This is a genomic window from Cohnella herbarum (assembly GCF_012849095.1).
GTDB classification, from domain to species: domain Bacteria; phylum Bacillota; class Bacilli; order Paenibacillales; family Paenibacillaceae; genus Cohnella; species Cohnella herbarum.
In genome coordinates, this window is sequence record NZ_CP051680.1 from 2220025 (window position 1) to 2242567 (window position 22543).

Annotated in this window: 20 protein-coding genes; 4 read left to right on the top strand and 16 right to left on the bottom strand. The window is 51.3% G+C overall.

Annotation, left to right across the window (positions count from 1 at the left end; translation table 11 throughout):
* Positions 1-12: 12 nt before the first annotated feature.
* Entirely contained in the window at positions 13-2826 is a 2814-nt protein-coding gene (locus tag HH215_RS10000; RefSeq protein ID WP_169284316.1) for a calcium-translocating P-type ATPase, SERCA-type, read from the bottom strand.
* A 178-nt stretch (positions 2827-3004) separates the two neighbouring features.
* On the opposite strand from HH215_RS10000, the gene HH215_RS10005 reads away from it, so the two are divergent.
* Positions 3005-4747 carry an Rqc2 family fibronectin-binding protein gene (locus HH215_RS10005; RefSeq protein ID WP_169279772.1) on the top strand — a complete coding sequence of 581 codons (1743 nt, stop codon included), beginning with the start codon at positions 3005-3007 and terminating at the stop codon, positions 4745-4747.
* Positions 4748-4787: 40 nt separating this feature from the next.
* Here the strand turns inward: HH215_RS10005 and HH215_RS10010 are convergent, their stop codons facing one another.
* The 11 genes from HH215_RS10010 to HH215_RS10060 all read right to left on the bottom strand — a co-directional run bounded on the left by HH215_RS10010 (position 4788) and on the right by HH215_RS10060 (position 16339).
* Positions 4788-5627 carry a PHP domain-containing protein gene (locus HH215_RS10010; RefSeq protein WP_169279773.1) on the bottom strand — a complete coding sequence of 280 codons (840 nt, stop codon included), beginning with the start codon at positions 5625-5627 and terminating at the stop codon, positions 4788-4790.
* A complete protein-coding gene (locus tag HH215_RS10015; RefSeq protein ID WP_169279774.1) occupies positions 5620-6522 on the bottom strand; it encodes a LysR substrate-binding domain-containing protein in 903 nt (300 codons plus the stop codon). Before HH215_RS10015 ends, HH215_RS10010 begins: the two co-directional genes overlap by 8 nt.
* 141 nt (positions 6523-6663) lie before the next feature.
* Positions 6664-7101, bottom strand: coding sequence for a hypothetical protein (locus HH215_RS10020; RefSeq protein WP_169279775.1), 438 nt, complete (start codon positions 7099-7101; stop codon positions 6664-6666).
* A 253-nt stretch (positions 7102-7354) separates the two neighbouring features.
* Positions 7355-8149 (bottom strand): ABC transporter ATP-binding protein, encoded by a 795-nt coding sequence (locus tag HH215_RS10025; RefSeq protein ID WP_169279776.1) that lies wholly within the window; start codon positions 8147-8149, stop codon positions 7355-7357.
* A complete protein-coding gene (locus HH215_RS10030) occupies positions 8149-9078 on the bottom strand; it encodes an ABC transporter permease (RefSeq protein ID WP_169279777.1) in 930 nt (309 codons plus the stop codon). The genes HH215_RS10025 and HH215_RS10030 overlap by 1 nt, the downstream gene beginning before the upstream one ends.
* A gap of 60 nt (positions 9079-9138) precedes the next feature.
* Positions 9139-10221 carry an ABC transporter substrate-binding protein gene (locus HH215_RS10035; protein WP_169279778.1) on the bottom strand — a complete coding sequence of 361 codons (1083 nt, stop codon included), beginning with the start codon at positions 10219-10221 and terminating at the stop codon, positions 9139-9141.
* 237 nt (positions 10222-10458) lie between these two features.
* Positions 10459-10722 carry a YlbG family protein gene (locus HH215_RS10040; RefSeq protein ID WP_135150394.1) on the bottom strand — a complete coding sequence of 88 codons (264 nt, stop codon included), beginning with the start codon at positions 10720-10722 and terminating at the stop codon, positions 10459-10461.
* A gap of 28 nt (positions 10723-10750) precedes the next feature.
* Positions 10751-11239 carry a YlbF/YmcA family competence regulator gene (locus HH215_RS10045; protein WP_169279779.1) on the bottom strand — a complete coding sequence of 163 codons (489 nt, stop codon included), beginning with the start codon at positions 11237-11239 and terminating at the stop codon, positions 10751-10753.
* 65 nt (positions 11240-11304) lie between these two features.
* Entirely contained in the window at positions 11305-13296 is a 1992-nt protein-coding gene (locus HH215_RS10050) for a helicase-associated domain-containing protein (protein ID WP_169279780.1), read from the bottom strand.
* Positions 13293-14996, bottom strand: coding sequence for a DNA repair helicase XPB (locus HH215_RS10055; protein ID WP_169279781.1), 1704 nt, complete (start codon positions 14994-14996; stop codon positions 13293-13295). The genes HH215_RS10050 and HH215_RS10055 overlap by 4 nt, the downstream gene beginning before the upstream one ends.
* Positions 14997-15163: 167 nt before the next feature.
* Complete coding sequence (locus tag HH215_RS10060) at positions 15164-16339, bottom strand: M20 metallopeptidase family protein (RefSeq protein WP_169279782.1); 1176 nt, start codon at positions 16337-16339, stop codon at positions 15164-15166.
* Between the two features lie 197 nt (positions 16340-16536).
* On the opposite strand from HH215_RS10060, the gene HH215_RS10065 reads away from it, so the two are divergent.
* Both HH215_RS10065 and ftsW read left to right on the top strand, forming a co-directional pair.
* Entirely contained in the window at positions 16537-16881 is a 345-nt protein-coding gene (locus HH215_RS10065; protein ID WP_169279783.1) for a YugN family protein, read from the top strand.
* A 19-nt stretch (positions 16882-16900) separates the two neighbouring features.
* Positions 16901-18091 (top strand): putative lipid II flippase FtsW, encoded by a 1191-nt coding sequence (gene ftsW / locus HH215_RS10070; RefSeq protein ID WP_169279784.1) that lies wholly within the window; start codon positions 16901-16903, stop codon positions 18089-18091.
* Positions 18092-18825: 734 nt separating this feature from the next.
* Here the strand turns inward: ftsW and HH215_RS10075 are convergent.
* Complete coding sequence (locus tag HH215_RS10075; RefSeq protein ID WP_169279785.1) at positions 18826-19206, bottom strand: Asp23/Gls24 family envelope stress response protein; 381 nt, start codon at positions 19204-19206, stop codon at positions 18826-18828.
* A gap of 194 nt (positions 19207-19400) precedes the next feature.
* Between HH215_RS10075 and cax the strand changes: the two genes are divergently transcribed.
* Positions 19401-20459, top strand: coding sequence for a calcium/proton exchanger (cax, locus tag HH215_RS10080; protein ID WP_254450429.1), 1059 nt, complete (start codon positions 19401-19403; stop codon positions 20457-20459).
* 54 nt (positions 20460-20513) lie between these two features.
* Here cax and HH215_RS10085 read toward each other — a convergent pair whose 3' ends face one another.
* The 3 genes from HH215_RS10085 to HH215_RS10095 all read right to left on the bottom strand — a co-directional run bounded on the left by HH215_RS10085 (position 20514) and on the right by HH215_RS10095 (position 22449).
* Positions 20514-20804, bottom strand: a complete 291-nt coding sequence (locus HH215_RS10085) for an Fpa/YlaN family protein (protein ID WP_169279786.1) — start codon at positions 20802-20804, stop codon at positions 20514-20516.
* A 205-nt stretch (positions 20805-21009) separates the two neighbouring features.
* Positions 21010-21249, bottom strand: coding sequence for an HPr family phosphocarrier protein (locus tag HH215_RS10090; protein ID WP_169279787.1), 240 nt, complete (start codon positions 21247-21249; stop codon positions 21010-21012).
* A gap of 84 nt (positions 21250-21333) precedes the next feature.
* Positions 21334-22449 (bottom strand): aminopeptidase, encoded by a 1116-nt coding sequence (locus HH215_RS10095; protein ID WP_169279788.1) that lies wholly within the window; start codon positions 22447-22449, stop codon positions 21334-21336.
* Positions 22450-22543 lie beyond the last annotated feature (94 nt).

Below are 22543 nucleotides of genomic sequence, written 5' to 3' on the forward strand. Positions count from 1 at the left end.
GGGCTGTTCGTCTTATCTCGCCATCGTTGGAGGAGCGGAATTTCCACCGAACGTGATCTTGCCGCCTTTCTTCTGCTTCGACGTGCCGAGCACGCTTCCGATTCCCATCGCGAACGTTGGAATGCCTGCCGCGACAAGAACCAGCGCCCAATCGCGCAGATCTAGAGGAACGGTTTTGAATACCGGCTGCAAGGGTTGTACATATAGAACCGCGAGCATAAGCACTAGCGATGACAGCACGGCCAGCACGAGGAACTTGTTCTCCAGCAGCTTGCGATGGAAGATCGAACGGGAGCTGCGGCAATCGAATACGTGAATGAGCTGCGCCATGACTAACGTCGCGAAAGCAACGGTTTGCGCGTGAATGAGCTGCTGCGGATGTCCGGCTCCCGCTTTCAGAGCGACGATGAATGCGCCCAGCGTACATACGCCGATCAGAATGCCGCGGCTGATAATCTTCCAGCCAAGACGTCTGGCGAAGATGTTTTCTTTGGCGGAGCGCGGCTTATGCTGCATGAGATCGCTCTCCGCTTGGTCGACGCCGAGCGCCATGGCCGGCAGTCCGTCCGTGACCAGATTCACCCATAAAATCTGAATCGGCACAAGCGGCAACGGAAGACCTGCCATCATCGCCATGAACATCGTCATGATCTCTCCGACGTTGGATGCGAGAAGATAACGGATGAACTTGCGAATATTCTCGTAAATTCCGCGACCTTCCTCTACCGCGGCGACGATGCTGGAGAAATTGTCGTCCGCGAGGACGAGCGCGGATGCTTCCTTCGTTACGTCGGTACCCGTAATCCCCATCGCGATGCCGATATCCGCCGCTTTCACCGCCGGAGCGTCGTTCACGCCGTCTCCCGTCATCGCGACGACGTGACCGCGCCGCTGCAACGCTTGAACGATTCTGAGCTTATGTTCGGGAGATACCCGCGCATATACCTGTACTTCGTCGGCGATTTGCTCCAATTCTTCATCGTTCATGGCCGACAACTGCGTTCCCGTCACGACTCTGCCGTTGCGTCCGATAATCCCTAACGTCTTCGCGATCGCTTCCGCCGTAATGCCGTGATCCCCTGTGATCATGACCGTCTTGATGCCCGCTTGGCGGCATTTGTGGATGGCTTCCTTGACCTCTCTCCGCGGAGGATCCATCATTCCCGTCAACCCGACGAAGATCAGGCCGGTTTCGGCTTGCTCGTAGTTGCCGCATTCGTCGTATGACTTGACTTCCCGGTAAGCTAAACCTAGGACACGCAAAGATTCTCGAGCCATCGCTTCGTTCGCCGTCAGCACCTTCTGCTTCAAAGTACCCGTAAACGGAACGACTTGATCGCCCCATAGAACATAGGAGCATTGTCCGACAAGCAGATCCGGCGCTCCCTTCGTGCAGATCAGCTTCCCGCCTTGATGCGAGACGAGAACGGACATTCTTTTGCGCTCCGCGTCGAACGGAAATTCCTTGACCCTGGTATACAAGGCTTGCAACGCGGATTTGACCATTCCGGTTTTGGCCGCGAGTACGAGCAAAGCCCCTTCCGTAGGATCGCCTTTGATTTTCCACTCCAGCGGTTCGCCTCCGACTTGTTCGGCTTTGCCTGGTTTGCGTTTCTTCGGATCTTCCGTTTTCTCCTGCTGCGATAGATCCGAATTGTTGCATAGAGCCGCGATCTGGGTCAGCCTGCGCAGAGACGGATCCCCTTTCGCGTCGATGCCTTTGCCGGACTCGCGAAGCATGCCGACCGGCTCGTACCCTTCTCCGGTAACCTCGATCGATCTGCCGCCCAGCCACAGCTGCGTTACCGTCATTTTATTTTGCGTCAGCGTTCCGGTTTTGTCCGAGCAGATGACGGATGCGCAGCCTAACGTCTCGACGGAAGGGAGCTTGCGCACGATCGCCCTTCGTTTGATCATTCGCTGTACCCCGAGCGCGAGGGCGATCGTTACGATGGCCGGCAAGCCTTCGGGAATCGCGGCAACCGCTAAGCTCACGCCCGCGAGGAACATTTCGTACATCGGTTGTCCGTGCAAAATCCCGGCTAGCACCACTACGATCGTCAGAATTATCGCCACGATGATCAGAATTTTACCCAGTTGCTCGAGCCGATGCTGCAACGGCGTATCCGCTTCTTCCGTCTGCTGGATCAGATCGGCGATTTTCCCCATCTCCGTCTGCATCCCTGTAACCGTTACGATACCTTTAGCCGTTCCCCTCGTTACCATCGTTCCGAGATACCCGCAGTTTTTCCGATCTCCGAGAGGCAGTTCGGCCGCTATGATTCGAGTCGCTTCCTTGACGACCGGCACCGATTCTCCCGTTAGCGCGGCCTCGTCGATCGAACATTCGTTGCATTCGACGAAACGAAGATCGGCCGGAACCCGATCTCCGCTCTCGAGGAGAACGATATCTCCCGCTACGAGATCCCGTGCGGGGATATGATGATACTGTCCGTCGCGAATGACTTTAGCCGAAGGAGCGGACAGTTCCTTCAACGCGCGAAGCGATCGTTCGGCGCGAAACTCCTGATAGAAACCGAGAATACCGTTGATCAATATAATCGCCACGATCGTCAGGGCGTCCAGCATTTCCCCAAGCAATCCTGAGATTACGGTCGCGCCAAGCAATACGAGCACCATAAAATCCTTAAACTGATTAAGCAGAAGCTTAAGGGGAGATTCTCCCTTCTTCTCCGCAAGCTCATTAGGCCCTAGCGCCTGCAATCGATTGGACGCTTCTTCCGGTGAAAGTCCTTTCGTAATATGAGTGCCCAACGTCTCAAGCAACTGTTCCTCGCTTAACTGGTGCCATGCCTTTCCTTCCACTGTGGTCATCCCCTTCCGCCTTATCCGCATTTATGCCCTATATGTATTCAGACAAGCCGGGAAATATCCCGCTTGGTTGTCCCTTTCCGCGAGCAAAGCTTTCCCTTTGTTACGATGTATGGCATCATAGGAAGACAGAAAATCGCGCATCCCAAGCGATGCGACAGGAGACACGGCTATGTCATTGGATGGAATCGTTACCCGAGCGCTCGTACACGAGCTTCAAGCAAGCGTCAAAGCTCGCATTCATAAAATATATCAACCTACGGACAACGAACTGATCCTGCATATTAGAGGACAGGGCGTAAACGGCAAATTGTTATTATCCGCGCACCCCTCCATGCCGCGCATTCATTGGACCGAACAACCGTGGGCGAATCCTCAGGAGCCCCCGATGTTCTGCATGTTATTGCGTAAATATTGCGAAGGCGGGGTCATCGAAGCCGTCCGTCAAGTCGGTCTGGAGCGAATCGTCGAAATCGACGTGCGCCACCGCGACGAATTGGGGGACTCCTCGTTCAAAACGATCGTTCTGGAAATCATGGGGCGCCATAGCAACTTAATCTTGCTCGATCCGGCAACCGGCATTATCCACGACGGGATTCGGCACGTTACGCCGGCTATTAGCAGCTACCGGGTCGTATTGCCCGGAAGCGCGTATGTTTCGCCGCCGTCCCAAGACAAAGTCAATCCGCTAGACGCTACTATGTCTAGTTTCGAAGCAACGATGGCTTCCGTTCCTCCCGCGAATCGAATAACCGACGAGAATGCCGTCTCCGGCGCCCTTCTTCATGCCTATACCGGGCTGAGTCCTCTCGTTACCCGCGAGATTGCTTACCGGGCGGCAACTCAGCGGCAAGAGCCTTGGACGGTTTTCGACCAAATGATGAAGCAGGTATCGGGGCATGAATACGAGCCGAATATCGTCCTGTCGGAGGATGGCAAGGCTTTGTTCTCGGCCGTTTCGTTGACTCATGCGAAAGGCGAGGCGCAAGCTTTCGACTCGATGCATCAATGCCTTGAAATTTTCTATAGAGACAAAGCTTCCCGTGATTTGGTCCGGCAACGGACGACGGATTTGAACCGGTTCCTGCTCAATGAAATGGCGAAAAACGAGAAGAAGCTTCTAAAGCTGCAAGATACGCTCAAGGAAGCGGAGGAAGCCGATCTCGTTCGCCGAATGGGCGAATTGCTTACCGCGCATTTGCACGCGTTCAAACGCGGCGATAAAACCGTGGACGTCGTCGATTATTACGAGGAGGAGCAACCAATGGTGACCATTGCCCTCGATCCGCTTCTGACGCCGAACGAGAATGCCCAGCGGTATTTCCGCAAGTACAATAAGCAGAAGAACAGCAGGGCGATCGTAACCGAGCAAATGGAATCCACGAGAACGGAAATAGAATATTTGGCGTCCGTCCTGCAAGGACTCGAGTCGGCTACGCCGAACGATATCGGAGAAATCCGCGAGGAACTGATCGAGCAAGGATACATCCGGGAACGCGGTTTAAGAAAAGGGATGAAGAAGAAAAAGAAAGATGCCCCTTCCATTCTCTGTTACACTTCAAGCGAAGGAATTCCGATCTATGTCGGGAAAAACAATACGCAGAACGATTACGTTACCAACCGGTTAGGGATGTCTACGGATACGTGGCTGCATACGAAAGATATTCCGGGCTCCCATGTATTGATTCGCGGCACGGAATACGGAGATGATACTTTGCGCGAAGCCGCCGTATTGGCTGCCTATTACTCCAAAGGCCGAGCTTCCAGCAGCGTTCCGGTCGATTATACCCGCATTCGCAATGTCCGCAAGCCGAACGGGGCCAAACCCGGCTTCGTCATCTACGACGGGCAGAAGACGCTGTTCGTGACTCCGGACGAAAGCCTTGTCCAACAGATGCCTTCGACAGTGAAATAACGAAAGCGGCTGACAGGAACCTCCTGTTCAGCCGCTTTTATTATTTCGTCATTATTAGCCTATTTACGATATCCGCATCCGTCCACCGACTTCCGAGCGCGCCGTGAAAAGAAACCCCATCCTTAATTCCGTGAAAATCGGATCCGCCGGTCGCCATCTTGCCGCGACCTGCCGCCCATTTCGCATAACGTTGCTCCATCTCGCGATCATGATTCGAGTGGAAGGCTTCCAATCCGTCCGCCTCCCCGGTATCCAATAACGTGAGCACAAGCTCGTCCATATCGTAAAGACCCGGATGGGCGATAATGGCGATACCTCCCGCATCGTGAATCCACCGGATCGCTTCAACGGGGGCAATTCGCGCCAAATTCGCATAAGCCGGCATGCCCTCGCCGAGATAGCGATCGAAGGCTTCTCTAATATCGGTTACGTAGCCTTTGTCCATCAATGCCCGAGCAATATGCGGTCTGCCGATCGAACCTTCCTTCTTACTGGACTTGCCCGCAGCGGATTCCAGTTCCTCGAGAGTGACTCGCATGTCGAGTTCCGCAAGCTTCGTCAATATTTCCTCGTTTCTGCGATTTCTCGTATTTCTTAGAGCTTGAAGGCGCAATAAGAGTTCGGGATCGTCGATAGAGATTCCATACCCGAGAATATGGATGTCTTTCCCCTGTTCCGATGTGCTGATCTCTACTCCCGGCACGACAGCGATGCCAAGCTCCGCTCCGGCTAACAACGCTTCCGGAACTCCCGCTACCGTATCGTGATCCGTTATTGCCAGACCCGACAACCCGGCTTCCTTCGCTAGCTTTACATTCATCGCAGGTGGGAACATCCCGTCCGAAGCCGTCGTATGGGTATGCAAATCTACTTTATTCATGGGACAGCTCCCTCAGATCGTGTAAAAGCGCTGCTGCCGGCATCGGGAGCAACGAGGACTGCAGTCGCACCGCATAAAATTGACGCGTGAAACGAACGCCGGAGATTTTTACGGGTTTTAAGAGTCCCAACGAGAGCTCATGTTTAATCGTCCATACGGAAAGCAAAGACAAACCCAGTCCTGCTTCTACCGCCGACTTCACCGCGCCCGTGCTGCCGAATTCGCTCACGACCCGAAGATTCTCTTCGCTGATTCCATGACGAAGCAGCTCATCCTCCATAATCTGCCGGGTTCCCGAACCTTTCTCGCGTAACACCATCGGCTCGCGAATAACCTCTTCTAGCGTTACCTCGTCCCGATAAGCGAAAGGATGATTCGCGGGAGTAATCAGCATCAACTCGTCATCCATAACCGGCTCCGCGTCGAATCCGGCCACATCGCAAGGGGCTTCGATAATGCCGAAATCCAAGCCTTGGTTAGCGACGGCCTCAATGATTTCCGTCGTATTCATCACTTTCATGTCGACGGAAACTTCCGGAAACTTCCGCAAAAAAGGGCCGAGCAACCTCGGCAGAACATATTCTCCAATCGTCAAGCTGGCCGCGAATTGCAGTCGCCCTTTCAACTCCTCGATGAATTTAATCATCATCTCGTCCGTGTCCCGCATAAGTTCAACCGCTTTACGAGCCTGCGGCAACAACCGGTGGCCGGCTTCCGTCAACACTAGCTTCTTGGTCGTCCGATTTAGCAGTTTCGTTCCGAATCGCTCCTCGAGCGCTTGTACTTGCATCGTGACGGCAGGTTGAGTCATGTGCAATGCTTGGGCTGCGGCCGAGAAGCTTCCGCGTTCCGCGACCGTGTAAAAGATATGCAGTTGATGTACGTTCAGCGCCACTTTATCCCGCCTTCCGTCCGATTATTTATATCGAATTATACCATAAGTATGTGTTCTAAAAGTCAGGTTTTAAGTACGTCGAAAAGACGAACAGCCGGGCGAGGTTAACCCTCCTACCCGGCTGCTGTGTATGGGAATGCCTTAACGGCGTTTACGATTGTTTTTAATGAGCGTCATTCGCCTAGAATGACGTAGCCAAGAATAATAGGTTTTCAAATCGCGCAATTCCATCGTTTCCGACATTCTTCCCAGGAAAGTTACGACGATCATTTTGTGCAGGGGATTGCCGAGCAGATCGGTGTCCGTCTCGCTTACGGCAAATTCCGCAACAAAGACAAGATCGTCATCGATCGTATATACGTCTTGTTCGTTCCGGTAATAGGAAACGATCCGGCCGTCCTTCAAACATTCCCACATAAACTCGGCAATATCGGAATAACCGGTTCTGTCGCTTTCAACCCGATCCGTCCATCTCGTCCGGGCGTGATTGGTGATGATGATATCGGCAACCTTCTTATCCCCAAGAATGACATGGAAGGGTTCGTAAGTATTCCAACGCTCCGTATGTTTATCCTTCACCGGGCTATCCCCTTCCCGATATTAGGTCCAATGACTCATAGATCTCCAAATGTTTCCTAGGAACTTAAGTTCATTTTACCGCATTTATTCCCGATGATTCAACAATAAAATAAAACTACTCCTTTAATACCGAAATTTGGATAATATTATTTATATCATCGTTTCTTTGATCTTAGTCGAATAACTATTCATCGATTATCAATAATGTACAAAAGATCGCCGAGAACTTCCGGCGATCTGGTTAGTAACGCAATTATCCGAGTACGATCCGATCGTCCGACAATTGATGTCCGCTGATCCTCTCGAATTCTCCTAATAATTGCGCGACGGTTAAGCTTTGTTTGCGTTGCTCCGTAATGTCTAGAATAATGCGGCCTTTATCCATCATGATCAAACGGTTACCTAACCGGATCGCTTGCTCCATGTTGTGGGTGACCATGAGCGTCGTCAGCTTCATTTCCCGAACGATTTCTTCCGTCAGTCGGGTAATCAACTCCGCCCGGGCCGGATCCAGCGCCGCCGTATGCTCGTCGAGAAGCAGAATCTGCGGCTTCGTGAACGTAGCCATCAGCAAGCTTAGCGCTTGACGTTCTCCTCCGGACAATAACCCGACTTTGGCGCTCATCCGATTTTCCAAGCCGATACCGAGACGAGAGAGCTGCTCGCGAAACAACTGCCGCTTGGCGGATGTCGCTCCCCAGGCTAACCCTCTACTCTTGCCCCGCTTATAGGCCATGGTTAAATTTTCTTCAATGGTCATCCGCGGAGCCGTACCCGCCATCGGATCCTGGAATACCCGTCCGATCCAACGGCTTCTTTTATGCTCGGGAATGTGCTGAATCTCATTGCCTTCGATTAACACTTTGCCGATATCCGGCTTCATTACGCCCGAGATGATATTCATTAAAGTAGACTTACCGGCACCATTGCTCCCGATCACGGTCACGAAATCGCCGGGTTTAAATCGCAGTGTCGCATCCATTAATGCAATCTTCTCATCCAAAGTTCCGGGGTTAAACAATTTGGATACGTTTACCAAATCCAGCATTAGACTTTGCCTCCTTTACCCGAGGCTAGCGTTGCCGTAAGCTCTATCGTGCGCTTGCGCGCCAATTTCTTCTGCTTCATCATGCGCCGCACATACGGTACGACGAGCGCGATGATAACGATAAGGGCAGTGACAAGCTTCAAATCCGAGGCTCTGAACAATTCGACCCTAAGCGCCAACGCGATAACGATACGGTATACGATCGATCCGAGCACGACCGCCAGCGTAGCGATGAATACGGTTCTAGTGCCGAAGATTGCCTCGCCGATAATGACCGAAGCCAATCCGATGACAATCATTCCAACCCCCATCGTAATATCGGCGAAGCCTCCCTGTTGGGCAATCAACGCTCCGGAAACCGCTACCAATCCATTGGATAAGCTAACGCCTAGAACCTTCGTCAGATCGGTGTTAGCGCCGAAGCTACGAATCATTCCGGCATTGTCTCCAGTCGCTCTTAGCGCGAGGCCTACATCCGTATGCAGGAATGCGTCTAACAATAGCTTCACGATAATGACTGCAATAGCAGAAACAAGAATAAACAATCCGATCGGCTTCATGATCGGCGACAATAAGGTTTCAGTATTCACTACTGAAATATTGGGTTTCCCACCCATAATTCTAATATTAATGGAATATAGGGCTATCATCATTATGATACCCGCCAATAATCCGTTCACTTTCCCTTTCGTATGCAGAAGACCTGTGCATGCGCCAGCAACAAGGCCGCCAGCGAACGCAGCCAAGGTAGCAATAGCCGGGTGATACCCGTGCGTAATCAGAATCGCCGCAATCGCACCGCCTGTAGCGAAGCTACCATCAACGGTTAAATCGGGAAAATCTAAAATACGGAAGGTGATATAGACCCCGAGAGCCATTAAAGCAAACAGAAGACCCAGCGCAATAGCCCCATAAATTGAATCCAGCATGGTTAGCCTCCTACAGAGAAAATTGGAGTAAACGACGGGAGTCGCTCACTCCAATTCCAATTACTGAATGATATTCGTTTCTTTGTCCTTAACTTGATCCTTCATCGCATCCGTAACCGTAATCCCCTGAGCCTCGGCGGCTTTAAGATTTAGAATCAAATCCAGCTTATCCGGAACGGTAACTTTCATTTCAGCCGGTTTCTTGCCATTTTTCAAAATTTCGACGGCCATCTGACCGACTTGGTAACCATGATCGAAATATTTAAAGCCTACTGTTGCAAACGCGCCCTTCTCTACGGTATCTCTGTCGCTGGAGAAGAATGGAATCTTTTTATCGTTCGCGACTTGAATTATCGATTCAACAGCGCTCACGACTGTGTTATCCAGCGTGATATAGATAGCATCCGCGCGGCCGACTAACGAATCCACAGCTTGTTTAACCTCGGATGTATTGGCAGCTGCTGCTCTTACCAGCTTAATATCGTGGGCTGCTAATGCTTCTTCTGCCGTCTTCGCCATGACCACGGCGTTTTCTTCGCCTTCGTTAATGACGACGCCGACATTTTTTATATCCGGGAAATTAGCAGCTATGAAGTTCATCAGTTCTTTGATCGCTTCCGGATTCGTATCGGAAGCACCGGAGATGTTGCCTCCCGGCTGGTCCAGGTTTGTAACGATTTTAGCGGCAAGCGGGTCTGTTACGGCCGCGAACAGAACTGGCGTATCTTTTACGTTCTGCGCAATGGCTAAAGCGGAGGGCGTCGCGATTCCGAGCACTAAATCATTTTTATCGGATGCGATTTTCTGGGCAATCGATAAGTTGTTCGTCGGATCTCCTTGAGCAAAATTAACGTCTACCTTAAGATTTTCTCCGTCGACGATTCCGGCATCTTTCAGCGCTGCGAGAAAGCCTTCACGGGTCGCATCCAACGATGGATGCTCAACGATCTGGGAAATCGCGATCTTGTAAGTTTTGGATTCCGCGTTAGAAGCCGGCGCACTTGCGGATGGAGAAGCCGATTCGCTGGCTGGCGGCGTGGAAGCGCCGCCATTATTACCGTTCTCTGCCTTGTTTCCGCACCCTGCGACGACTAGCAGAGCAGCTGCGGAAAGCATAATCGTTGATAACCATTTTTTCTTCATTTCGTTACCCCTATTCTATTTGTTTGATATTCGCTGCCTTCAAGCGGCAGCGCTTCTTTCAGGTACAGCATTAATTCAGAATTGTTACTAGTTTAATAGCCGCTTCAACTATCCGTCAATTCAAATTATTATTATACCCATCTCGATATGGAAATAATCCCATATACTGTAATTGTATTCAGAAGAAAACCTCCCATTATCCGGGAGGTTCTCCGAGCGACCTATTGGTTTAATGCCTTAAAGTCCGTAAAACCGAGTTTTGTCAGGCACATTCTTCTCATACTCGGTCTTAATTTCGTTACGGTAGGAGCGTTCGATCTTGCGTACGAAAGGCAATCGCTGCAAATTTCGAACGGCCTCCTCCGCAACGTCGGCGTTCATGTACATTACGGCGTATTGCATCTTGCGGGACATATAGTGCAACGTTCCGTATTTGTCCAACCCTTTGGCCGCTTTCGAATCGCTAAACCATACGATATAACCTGTCCGTTCGGCAAACATGTCTAACCTCCGGTTCTGTTAAATCTGATCAACCGCATCCGCCGCTTCCGCACGAACAGCTTCCTCCGTTGCCGCAACCGGATGCTTTCGGATTCGGATTGTTGTCCGGAACCTTGATGCTGACCGAGACGGCATGCGCCAACGTTCGGGATATATCATTAAGCAGTTCGTCCAAGGAGCTTTCCGCCGCTTTGTACATCCGCACGGATTCAACCTGATCCAGCCGGCTTTCCATCTCGTATACTTGATCCAATGCGGCATTGTAATCCGGATGAAATCTTCCGAACCTTTCGCATTCGGTGAATTTCTCTTTCGCTTTGGAGAATTGCTTGCTTAAGCTCTGCACCTCGGCGTCTTGAAGAACTTTATCTTTCCAATAAGCGTATTCCGCGGCTAGAGCGGAATTCTTAAGAAAATCCCCCAGCTCGAAGGCGTGAGATAGGAGCATTGCCATATCGGCAGGCGCTTCCATCACACCTTGTTCTGCCGCAGGGAGGGTTTGAGTCATGCTGGCCATCGGCCTCACCTCACCTTTCGGCTTTGCCATACCCCATTATAATAACACAGAATGCTCACATCCGGTCAATGGGTTTCGAGCTCCTCCAAGGAAGGCAGCATAATCATGACCTCGGCGATTTCCTCCGAACCCACGACGGTCGCTTGCCGCGAACGGCGCCGATCATCCGGCGCGAAGTCGCTCGAATTCGGTATAACCCGCCATTCTCCCACCACTTCCCATCTCGCCCCGTCTTCCCGTATGTCTTTCGGAACCAACGTTTGAACGATACCGTCCCGTTCAACTTGAATGGAAGCTTGCCAATCTATCGCTCTTCGAATCAGTTCCTTACGGGTTGTGGAATGATAGGTCCTTGGCTTCGTCAGCCATGCTTCCGGAATGCTCGACATTCCCGGAAACAGCTCTTCTACAGCCGGCAACGACCGATCCGCTTCGAATGCGGATAACCTCTGACGTCCGTAGATCCACCCAGGCTCCGTATATCCCTCCGTATCGCCTTCCTTTTTCGCTACCGACTCTGCCCCTTCGGGACTGCCCGTTTCCGTTTGCCGACGTTCCGACGGCGGGTATCCGATTTGGTGCAGCCTTGATCGCAACTTCTTAAGCGCCGATGGCATAACGACGAAATCGCGCTCGCTTATCCGTTCCCCTAACATTTCCGCCGTATCCGGATCTTGAAGGAGCGCGGCGGCGACGGACGAATTTTCCATACGCAGCAGCACGGTTTCTTGAAAACGAATTTTTCCCAACGGCGCAAACCAATCCCCGATCGACCTCGTGACCGATTCCGGCAATGGGGCGCCCGAGCCATTTTCCAGAAAAGCAATCATCGACTGCTCGGAATGACCGGCATTAAACGCTTGGAAACAATACGATCGGGTTAAGCGATAAACGAATATCGCATCCGCCGTCACTCTTTCCGCTATCTCCGCCAAATCCCATCTTTGCCTCAAGCTCGTTTCCGGCGGAACAAGAATTTCGCCATCCGGTTGAACAAACCATTGTCCTGCGTCTTGAATGTCTTGATTTTTCCCATTCGAATAATCGCCGATTCGCAGCTTTGACCGAAAAACCGCTTGTCCTCGAAGATCTCCGCGTTCCAACCAACCGAAGGATTGCATCAAATTCAAAACGTCGTTAATCGCTCCCTCATTTCCATCCAGAATCGTTAATCGATTATCGGGATACCAATTGCTATCCATAAGCGTCAAGAGCGCCGAGAACGTTAAATGCATGACCGGCGACGCGGAAACATATCTGATCACGATTCGAGCCAGTAACTCGCGATCGGCGGATTCGGGCAAATGCGTTAACCAATCGGCTATACCCGAATCGGAAATGCGAATGACGTTCCCTTCATTCTTCAAAGCTTTGATATGTATTCCGAGATCAAGCGCCAAAGCAACCTGAGGAGGCATTCGATCCTGTTGCGGGTAAACCAACGATAAACAAACTAATTCGTCGGAAGTTAATCGCATCTCATCCGTCAATCGGTTGACTATGGAACGACTTATAGGGCTCTTGTTCGTCCATGCGATAGGTTGTCGTTGAATTTCCTGCCATACGGACAACAATTCCAGCGACAACGGTAAGCGGAATGCCGTCGGACAATAGCTAATCTCATCGGAGTCCGTTTCCTTCAAAGGCTCGCCATCGACAGGCAGCAGGAAAGATTGCCATAACGTTATGTTATCCGTCGGGATGTACAGCAATTGATCGCCCCATGCTTTGCGAACCGCGAACACGATACCCGCTCTCCGCAGCCTGACCACCGCAATACGCGTTTCCGCCCCGGTCAGCTCTGTCTTCTCGGTTATAAGCTTTAAAGCCGATTCAAGCTCAAACGGCAGGCTAGCGAATCCAATTAATATCGTTCTAAGAACTTGAGTCGTCGGTAATCCCCGATTGCTCCGGAGCCAATCCGCAGCCCATTCCCGACTGGAGAGAATTTCTTCTAATTTCTCGCCCTGATCGTACCTGGCTGTGATTGTCGGATCGGCAACGATCAACCTTCTGATCGAATCAGGCAATCGTTCGAGTGACATCGCTAAGTTCATGGGAGCAACTCCTCTGTTGGCAGCTTGTTGTCATTTCGATCCCATTGATCCACCGCGTACGGATACCCTTGTTCCAATAAAAATCTCCCTCGATTGCGCGAGAATTCGATTTCATCCGTCCCATCGCTGACTACCGAATAGAACGCAGCGCCCGCTCCGGATTGCTTCGGCCGCATAATGCGCCCCAATCGTTGCGCCTCCTCCTGCCTCGAACCGTAGCTGCCCGAGATTTGGATGGCAATCGAAGCGTCGGGAAGGTCGACGGCAAAGTTCGCGACTTTGGACACGAGAAGCACGTCGATTTCCCCCTGATTGAACTGGTCGAATAACCGTTTGCGGCTTCCGTGCGGCATCTCTCCCGTAATTAATGGAAGGTCCAACTCGCGGGATAACTCGCGGAGCTGATCCAGATATTGTCCGATAATCAAGGTCGGCTCGCCGCTATGACGTTTCAGCAAAGCTTTCACGACTTCCGCTTTGCGCGGGTTTTCCCCTGCGATGCGATGGCGGTTGCGCTTAGGCGCCGCTTGATAAGTTATCGCGGTACCGGGATCCAGCGACACTCTCACCTCCGTACATGCCGCTTGCGCAATCCAGCCTTGGCTCTCCATCGTTTTCCAAGGAATTTCGTATCGCTTCGGACCGATCAAGGCGAAAGCATCGCCTTCCCTGCCGTCTTCCCTTACGAGCGTAGCCGTTAATCCCAGCCGCCTAGTCGCTTGGATATCCGCCGTCATACGAAATACCGGAGCAGGCAACAAATGAACTTCATCGTAAATAATGAGCCCCCAATCCCGGTTTACGAATAGTTGCAGATGGGGGTAGTCATCTTCTTTCGTGCGCCGGTAAGTTAGGACCTGATAGGTCGCGACAGTGACGGGTTTCACGTTTTTCGATTGTCCCGTATATTCTCCTACCTCATCCTCCGATAAAGTCGTATTTTTCAGAAGCTCGGAAATCCATTGGGAGACGGACACTCCGTTCGGAGTCAGAATGAGCGTTTCGCACTTTAATTTTGCGATTGCGGCCATTCCGACCCATGTTTTACCTGCTCCGCAAGGCAGTACGACGACACCGCTTCCTCCGTCTCGCGCGCCATCGCCGAGCAGAGCATCCACCGCTTCCTTTTGATAGTCCCTTAGCTCGATCCGCCTGCCCGTTGCCGTAATTTCGCGAAGGTTCATATTCAGAGCCTCGCCGCTATGAAAACCTGCTTCATCCTTGACGGGATACCCTAATTCCGCCAGTTCTCGTTTGATCCATCCGCGTGAGGCTCCTTGAATCGCAACGCTTGTTCCTGACGGAGTTCCGGCAAATACGGATCTTACGTTCTCCCATTCGCATAACTTCTCCATTAATTCTAAAGTTTCGGTCGTAAGCGTTAATCCGCCTTCCGAAGCCTTTAAGCGAATTTGACCGTAGCGGTTCATATGTACTCGAATTTCGTCTTCTAACGAACGGGGCAGGGCATATCGCGACAGCTCGGTTAATCGCTTTAGGACAGCGCTTGAACTTAAACCCGTTGCCGCCGCGTTCCATAGTGATACCGGAGTTACGCAATAGGTGTGCCAGGTGCCCGGACGTTTGCGCAGTTCGGCGATTTCCCTTAGGAAATCCCGGGTTTGTTCGTATTCGGGATTCCGTTCGTCTAATAACACCGTCCCATCCGACTGCACCCATAACGGCCGAGACTGATTCATTGTGCATCCCTCCTATCTCTACAGCTTTCCCTTCCCGAAAAATTTATAAGCTTCAATCACGACGCGCGTGCGTTAATCGGATAGAAAAAAAGCCATCCCCCAGTATGAATCCTTGGAAAATGACTTTGGTTTGATAGTGGATAGGATCGAGTATCTGTTGTCTGTTCTCACTCCATGTCCGCGGCTGAATCATTCGCTACCGCGATTAGAAGCCTAGCGGAATGAAGCATTGCCTTCTCTTCGATATCGAAAAGAGGATGATGATGAGGAGGCGAGTACCCATCCGGTTTACCTGCGCCTACGAAGAAAAAACATCCCGGCTTCTCTTGCAAATAATAAGAGAAATCTTCGCCGGCCATAATCTGCTCGCACGGCCCCGATGCGGTTTCCGGAAGCACATCGGCGATGATCCGAAGCACTCTGCGGGCTTCTGCCTCGTCGTTGACGACCGGCGGATACCCTTCGAAGTAACTCATCTTATATTCGCAGCCATGCATTTCGCAAGTGTGTCTAACGATTTCTTCCATCCGCTGGCGAACGAGCGAGCGCATTTCTTTATTGAAGGATCTCACCGTGCCGCTGAGCTTGCAACTGCCTGCGATGACATTGTTCGCGGAGCCCGCGGCCATCCGTCCGACCGAGAGAACCGCCGCTTCGAGAGGATTCACGTTTCGGGCCACGATCGTCTGAAGCGCCATGACTAGCGAAGCTCCCGTCACGAGAGCATCTCTGCTCTCGTGGGGCAAACCGCCGTGCCCCCCCTTCCCGATGATCTCGATCTCGAACTCATCCGGCGTCGCCATGAAGGGGCCTGGACGCGTAACAGCCGTTCCGTAAGGAAGAGGCGACCATAAATGTATGCCGTAGATCGCGTCTACCCCCTCGAGAACTCCTTCCTCCACCATCCGAATCGCTCCTCCGGGCAGCACTTCTTCCGCCGGTTGGAATATGAACAGTCTCGTCCCGGCGGTTTCTTCGACGTGCAAGCTATAATAACGAGCGACGGCAAGCATTTGCGCCGTGTGTCCGTCATGTCCGCAGGCATGCATGACCCCGGAAACGGAAGACCGATAAGGGCTATCCTTGGCGTCTTGAATAGCCAGCGCGTCGATATCCGCCCGCAACGCGATCGTGCGGCCCGGCAATCGGCCGGCGAGCTTGGCCACGATTCCCGTTCCGGCTACTCCTCGGCGAACCTCTAAGCCCCACTCTTCCAGCAAATCCGCGATCATGCGCGAGGTTTCGAATTCTTGGAATGAAAGCTCTGGGTGTTGATGCAAATGCCGGCGCCATTTTACCATATCTTCATATAAGGAATGCAGCGTCTGTTCGTTGACCGTCATGGCGGCGCCTCCTTTCCGTAATCCGTCTGTTTGTAATCATTGTATCAGAAAGCCCGCGCCTCCGTAACCTTCCCGAGGATACGAGGAGATAATTGTCAATGAACGTTCGAACTTGTATGCCGACGACGCTTGCAGAAGGCTCGTAAACCGTCTATCATGTAAAGGAAACACGCTTGTTTTGATAAGGAGGATTATCCATGTTACTCGACAATACGGGATTAAACGGAATTCGCAGCGACCTCGGACACCTGGACGATTCCAGCGATAAATTAGGCTTCGTACGTTGGCAATGGGAATATCGCCGCGCTACATATGACCTTAAGCTGCAAGATCGCTCGAATGGTCAAGATTATTTCTTGCGTATTACGACTAGAGCCGTTGAAGGCAAGCTAGAAAATCCGGACGCGATCCTTGAAGTGGAAGCCGTATATATCGGCCGCGCGACTTTCCCTCACGGACTCGATTACGAGTCTCCGATCCCAGAACCGATCTTGAATACCGCAACTCAGCGTGCGCAGGAATTAAAGAAGCTGCTCTCCTAGCGGCGCGGAGGAATCGGCGATGAAGACTCCGGAGAGCGGCCAGCGGGGCACGCCAGATTTTCTGTTGCTTATTCTGACGCTTCTGCTCGTGGGTTTCGGACTGGTTATGGTATTCAGCGCAAGTTCAAGCATGGCGGTGTCCAAGCCTGACTTCAACAATGACGCTCTCTATTTCGTGAAGCGCCAATTGATGTTTGTCGGGCTAGGCACGTTTGTTATGCTCGTGATGATGAATATTCATTTTCAAAAATACAAGAAGCTGTTTATGTTGTTTTTCATCGGAACTCTCGTCCTGTTATTCCTCGTTCCGATATTCGGGGATACGAAAAACGGCGCTACCAGTTGGATCTTCGGCATTCAGCCGACGGAATTCGCCAAGCTGGCCATCATCATGTATTTGGCTGCTATCATCGCGAAGAAAGACGAGAAATTCCGCGACTTCAAGAAGGGACTTCTCCCGGTCATGATCGTCGTCGGATTTTTCGCCTTTCTTATTATGCTTCAACCGGATTTCGGTTCCTGCGCGATTCTCGTCATGTGCGCTTCGGCCATCGTCGTTGCGGGAGGGTCGAATCTGAAGCATATTCTGCTATCGTCAGGCGTTCTGCTCGGCCTTGCGGCGCTAGGTACAAGCTTGTATCTCCTAATGAATCCCGGTACCGATTTCGGTTATCGCGGAGCGCGTTTTACCGCGTTCTTGGATCCACTGGCGGACCAACAGGGGACCGGTTACCATCTGACGCGTTCCCTCGAAGCTTTCGGGCATGGAGGACTATTCGGAACCGGATTAGGCAATAGCGTGCAGAAGCTGTTTTACTTACCTTACGCTTATAACGATTTTATTTTTGCGGTCATCGGCGAAGAACTCGGGTTTGTCGGAACGACGATATTTATTTTGTTCTATATCGTTTTCCTATGGAGAGCGCTCATCGTTTCTCTTAGGTGCCCGGATATTTACGGAACGTTAGTCGGTATCGGCCTCGTGTCCTTGATCGCCATACAAGCGCTCATTAACATGGGCGGGGTAAGCGGCGCGATCCCTATTACCGGAGTCACTTTGCCCTTTATAAGCTACGGGGGCTCATCTATGCTAACATTGCTTACGGGCATGGGGATTCTCCTTAGCATCTCGAGGGAATATAACCGGGTCGAGAAGGTTTCTTCCGATTCCGGTACGAACTCCTCCAATTCCCGCTTTAGAAAAATGTAATCTAAAACGAGATCAAAGCAGCCTCGACGTTGCTTGATCTCGTTTTTTTGGGTTTTGTCCTAACCAGCTCATCACTTCCGACCAATTAGACCGCTCCCAGCGGCTTGCAGCACACTTTCTCTCTGAGGAGCATTAGCCAACCTTCGGCGGAGATAAGGGTACTCTCCGTTCGTTTCGTGGTTCGTTAGCCGCAATTTGGTAGGTGTAAGATACTCTCAGTGCGCTTCGAGGTTCGTCAGCCAACCTTTGGCGGAGATAAGGTACTCTCCGTTCGTTTCGTGGTTCGTTAGCCGAAATTTGGTAGGTGTAAGGTACTCTCAGTGCGCTTCCCCGATCGTTAGCCAACTTTCGGCGGGTGTAAGGTACTCTCAGTGCGCTTCCCCGATCGTTAGCCAACCTTCGGTAGTTGTAAGGTACTCTCAGTGCGCTTCCCCGATCGTTAGCCAACTTTGGCAGGGTGTAAGGTTCTCTTTGTGCTCTAATGGATTTGCCGTGGAGCTTTGCGACTAAATTCAGCCCATCGAAATGGGAATAGAAAATGTTGAAGAACTTTTTGGGCCCTCGTGCCTCCTCCCAGCATGAAATTGCAGTTACTAAAATTTCCACGCTATAGAAAAGCCAATAGTAGTAAATGAGCCGTTACACGATTGATCGTTTGAACAAACTCGTTCCGTTTTTCCCCATATCCATAAATAAAACCGCCAGAAAGTCTGACGGTTCCGCTTAACGCTATTCTACTTTACCCGGTGGGCATCATCCTGCTGCTCTTCATCCTTGAAGGCTACGCCTTCGACCTTCACGTTCACTTCCACAACGTTAAGTCCGGTCATGTTCTCAACGGCTTCCCGAACGTTATCCTGCAGTCGGCGTCCGACCTCTTGAATAGGAATGCCGTATTGCACGACGATTCTTAAATCTATGGCTGCCTCCACTTGACCTACCTCGACGGAAACGCCCTTCTGCGCGTTCCGTCCGCTTAACCGTTTGGCCAAGCCTTCCGAAATCCCGCCCGACATGGCGGCAACTCCAGGGGTCTCCAATGCCGCTAATCCGGCAATCGTGGCGACGACATCATCTGAAATCCGAATCAATCCTTGTTGTAACTCTTCCGTCATGGCGGCTCACTCTCCCGAACCTGTTATGCTTCCATTGTAATGGAAGACTAGACCAGAAGCAACCGCAAGAGATTCCGGCTACACCCGTTCCGGCTTTACTTTCGGAACCCCGTTTACATCATTATACGAATTGGGTATAGTAATAAATGCCAATTAACGATTCCAAAATTTGTCCATTCATGAGGTGCTTGACTTTGAAAAAGTTGTTTTTCCCTCTCCTGATCGTAACCTTCCTGCTGAGTGCCCTATCGCACTATATGAAGTGGGGAGCGGTGATCGAATTCGCCTGCGCGGGACTGGCGATCTTATTCGCGGCCGGGCTTCTCGGCAAAGCTACCGAATCCGTCGCCCATTATGCCGGACAACGCCTAGGCGGCTTCCTTAACGCGACGTTCGGCAACGCGGCTGAGCTCATTATCGCGATCTTCCTGATCAAGGAAGGGTTGTTCGACATCGTCAAGGCCAGCCTCACCGGCGCGATCATCGGTAACCTGCTCCTCGTCCTTGGAGCAAGCGCGTTAGTCGGCGGACTAAAGTACAAGGAACAGAAGTTTAACGTTCACTTAGCCGGGCAGAACGCGTCTCTGATGCTGTTAGCGGTTATCGCCCTATTCATTCCCGCGATCTTCGTCAAAACCGAGCACATCTCGGAGCATGATACGATGAACATTAGCATCATCGTCGCGGCGTTCCTTATTTTCGCTTATCTCGGTTGGTTATTCTATTCCATGTTTACTCACAAAAGCTTCTTAGGAGACCACGAAGATACGAAAGCGGATCATGGCGAGAACGCTGCTTGGTCTAAGCGAATGTCCATCATTTTGTTGCTTGTCGCCACCGTAATGGTTGCTTTCATAAGCGAATGGCTCGTTCATACGCTTGATACCTTCTCCGCTCGCTTCGGCTTGTCCGAGTTGTTCGTCGGAGCCTTCGTCGTCGCGATCGTCGGCAACGCGGCAGAGCACAGCGCGGCGGTTATGTTAGCGCTGAAAAACAAAATGGGAGCGGCAGTCGAGATCGCCGTCGGCAGCAGTTTGCAGATCGCTTTGTTCGTCGCCCCCGTGCTTGTCTTCGTTAGCCTATTGTTCGGCAAAGAAATGAACCTTATCTTTACGACGATCGAGATCGCCGCAATCGGGGTCGCAGTATTGATCGCCACTTCCATATCGAGGGATGGGTCCACGACCTGGTTCGAAGGCAAGCTGCTATTGATCGTGTACGCCATTCTGGGCGTCTCGTTTTACTTCGTCTAGTCCGGACATGTATTCGGAACCGCGCAAAAAAAAGAGTAGTACCCCGCCAGGGTGCTACTCTTCTTTCTTCTCCAAAGCCTCGTATAAAATCGCCAGATTCCGTTCCAACTGGCTGATCAGCAATTTCCCTGCGCCTTCAACGACTAATCCTGTCCGTACCGCGAAATCAACCGCTCTCGAGAAACCGTACATCTGGGTGTCCAGAACTTCCTCATATAGCGGGCATTTGCGGGTCGTCAGATTTTCCATCTGGATCGCGATCAACTTTTCGATTTTATCTGCATCTTCCTGGAGCAGACGTATTGCCTTTTCATTCAGATCGACCAAAGTATCCGATGCTGCCATTCCCACTCCCCCTGTGCCCAAAATCCCAATATAAAGCGAGCTCCTGTTCATCGACTGCAACGTTGCGCGCCAATCATCTCTAGCTATCACTTTTATATTAGACGATATTGCTCAGAAGTACAAGATCATGGCAGCCCTTTGTACAAAAACATCCCGTCCAACCGGACGGGATGTCTCGAACTTACTATGATTCCATCGTTTGTTGCTATTCCACTACTTTAACGTTCAAGTTGTGCTTAGCGAAAATCGATCCCAATTCTTTCTTCGCTTCTTCCGCATCCGGCCCATGAACGTGAAGTTCATAAGAAAAATTGCCGACTAGCGTCGTAAACAAGCCCAGGATACTTTTAACGTCGATGTACTTGTTCTCAGCTTGAAGAACGATGGAAGAACGGAATTTGTTAGCCGCTTGGGACAACTCTACAATAGCCGCATTATTAGACATGGTATCCCCTCCTAAATATTAGGCAAAATCAATCTCCTCAACATCATACCTTGTTCCCCTAAATTCACGCAAGAGGTTATCGCATTATTTCAAGGAATCCGGGTTCAAGCCTTCGAGTTCGGGAATGACGAATATTCCGTCCTTGCGGATAAGGACATCGTCGAAGTACACTTCCCCGCCGCCGTATTCCGGTCTTTGGATCAATACGAGGTCCCAATGAATCGAGGAGCGGTTTCCGTTGTCGGTTACCTCGTAGGCTTGCCCTGGCGTAAAGTGCAGGCTTCCCGCGATTTTCTCGTCGAATAGCGTATCCTTCATCGGATGCAAAATGTACGGGTTAAAGCCTAGGCTAAACTCGCCGATATGTCGCGCTCCGTCATCGCTGTCCAGCAACGCGTTGATGCGGTCCGTGTCGTTGGCGGTCGCTTCGACGATTTTACCGTTCTCGAACGTAAATTTGATATTCTCGTAGGTAAAACCGTTATATACGCTAGGCGTATTGTAAGCGATCGTACCGTTCACGGAATCGCGCACCGGGCAGGAATAGACTTCTCCGTCCGGGATATTACGTTCTCCGGAACATTTCTGCGCGCCGATTCCTTTAATCGAGAAAGTAAGATCGGTTCCCGGAGATACGATCCTTACTTTATCCGTCTTGCTCATAAGGTGCTGCAAGGGATCCATCGCACGATCCATTTTGGCATAGTCCAAGTTGCAAACGTCAAAGTAAAAGTCCTCGAACGCTTCCGTGCTCATGTTAGCCAATTGCGCCATGGAACTGTTCGGATAGCGCAACACGACCCATTTCGTCTTCTTCACCCGTTGCTCCAGATGAACCGGGTGACGATGAATCCGATCGTACAATTTCATTTTATCGGCCGGTACGTCGGCGAGTTCGTTCACGTTCTCTCCTGCGCGAATTCCGATATAGCCTTGCATCTGCTTCATTCTCTCGAGATCGTAAGCAGCCCAAGTCGACAATTGCTCTTCGTTCGCATTTTTCAACAAAGCCCGAGTTACGGAACGATCCTCGATTTCAACGAACGGGTTTCCCCCTAGCCGGGCTACCTCTTCGATCAAGCTCTTCAGCAGTTCTCTCTCGGTGCCGATCATCTCGATAAGCACGTTGTCTCCCGGTTGAACCTTAATGGAATATCCCGCCAAGTTGGCGGCTAGTTTTTGCAATCGCGAATCCCGCATATCCGTCAATCTCTCCTTTATTTAACCGTTATTGCTTAATCCGATCGATTTTATTGTACCACTTTGGGCTTTAGGTGTGTGTTTCAAAAAGTCC

Excerpts from the sequence above, each read along its gene's own strand:
- HH215_RS10005 (WP_169279772.1), top strand. The coding sequence starts at position 3,005 with ATGTCATTGGATGGAATCGTTACCCGAGCGCTCGTACACGAGCTTCAA.
- HH215_RS10010 (WP_169279773.1), bottom strand. The coding sequence starts at position 5,627 with ATGAATAAAGTAGATTTGCATACCCATACGACGGCTTCGGACGGGATG.
- HH215_RS10025 (WP_169279776.1), bottom strand. The coding sequence starts at position 8,149 with ATGCTGGATTTGGTAAACGTATCCAAATTGTTTAACCCCGGAACTTTG.
- HH215_RS10030 (WP_169279777.1), bottom strand. The coding sequence starts at position 9,078 with ATGCTGGATTCAATTTATGGGGCTATTGCGCTGGGTCTTCTGTTTGCT.
- HH215_RS10035 (WP_169279778.1), bottom strand. The coding sequence starts at position 10,221 with ATGAAGAAAAAATGGTTATCAACGATTATGCTTTCCGCAGCTGCTCTG.
- HH215_RS10040 (WP_135150394.1), bottom strand. The coding sequence starts at position 10,722 with ATGTTTGCCGAACGGACAGGTTATATCGTATGGTTTAGCGATTCGAAA.
- HH215_RS10045 (WP_169279779.1), bottom strand. The coding sequence starts at position 11,239 with ATGGCCAGCATGACTCAAACCCTCCCTGCGGCAGAACAAGGTGTGATG.
- HH215_RS10050 (WP_169279780.1), bottom strand. The coding sequence starts at position 13,296 with ATGAACTTAGCGATGTCACTCGAACGATTGCCTGATTCGATCAGAAGG.
- HH215_RS10055 (WP_169279781.1), bottom strand. The coding sequence starts at position 14,996 with ATGAATCAGTCTCGGCCGTTATGGGTGCAGTCGGATGGGACGGTGTTA.
- HH215_RS10060 (WP_169279782.1), bottom strand. The coding sequence starts at position 16,339 with ATGACGGTCAACGAACAGACGCTGCATTCCTTATATGAAGATATGGTA.
- HH215_RS10065 (WP_169279783.1), top strand. The coding sequence starts at position 16,537 with ATGTTACTCGACAATACGGGATTAAACGGAATTCGCAGCGACCTCGGA.
- ftsW (WP_169279784.1), top strand. The coding sequence starts at position 16,901 with ATGAAGACTCCGGAGAGCGGCCAGCGGGGCACGCCAGATTTTCTGTTG.
- HH215_RS10075 (WP_169279785.1), bottom strand. The coding sequence starts at position 19,206 with ATGACGGAAGAGTTACAACAAGGATTGATTCGGATTTCAGATGATGTC.
- HH215_RS10085 (WP_169279786.1), bottom strand. The coding sequence starts at position 20,804 with ATGGCAGCATCGGATACTTTGGTCGATCTGAATGAAAAGGCAATACGT.
- HH215_RS10090 (WP_169279787.1), bottom strand. The coding sequence starts at position 21,249 with ATGTCTAATAATGCGGCTATTGTAGAGTTGTCCCAAGCGGCTAACAAA.
- HH215_RS10095 (WP_169279788.1), bottom strand. The coding sequence starts at position 22,449 with ATGCGGGATTCGCGATTGCAAAAACTAGCCGCCAACTTGGCGGGATAT.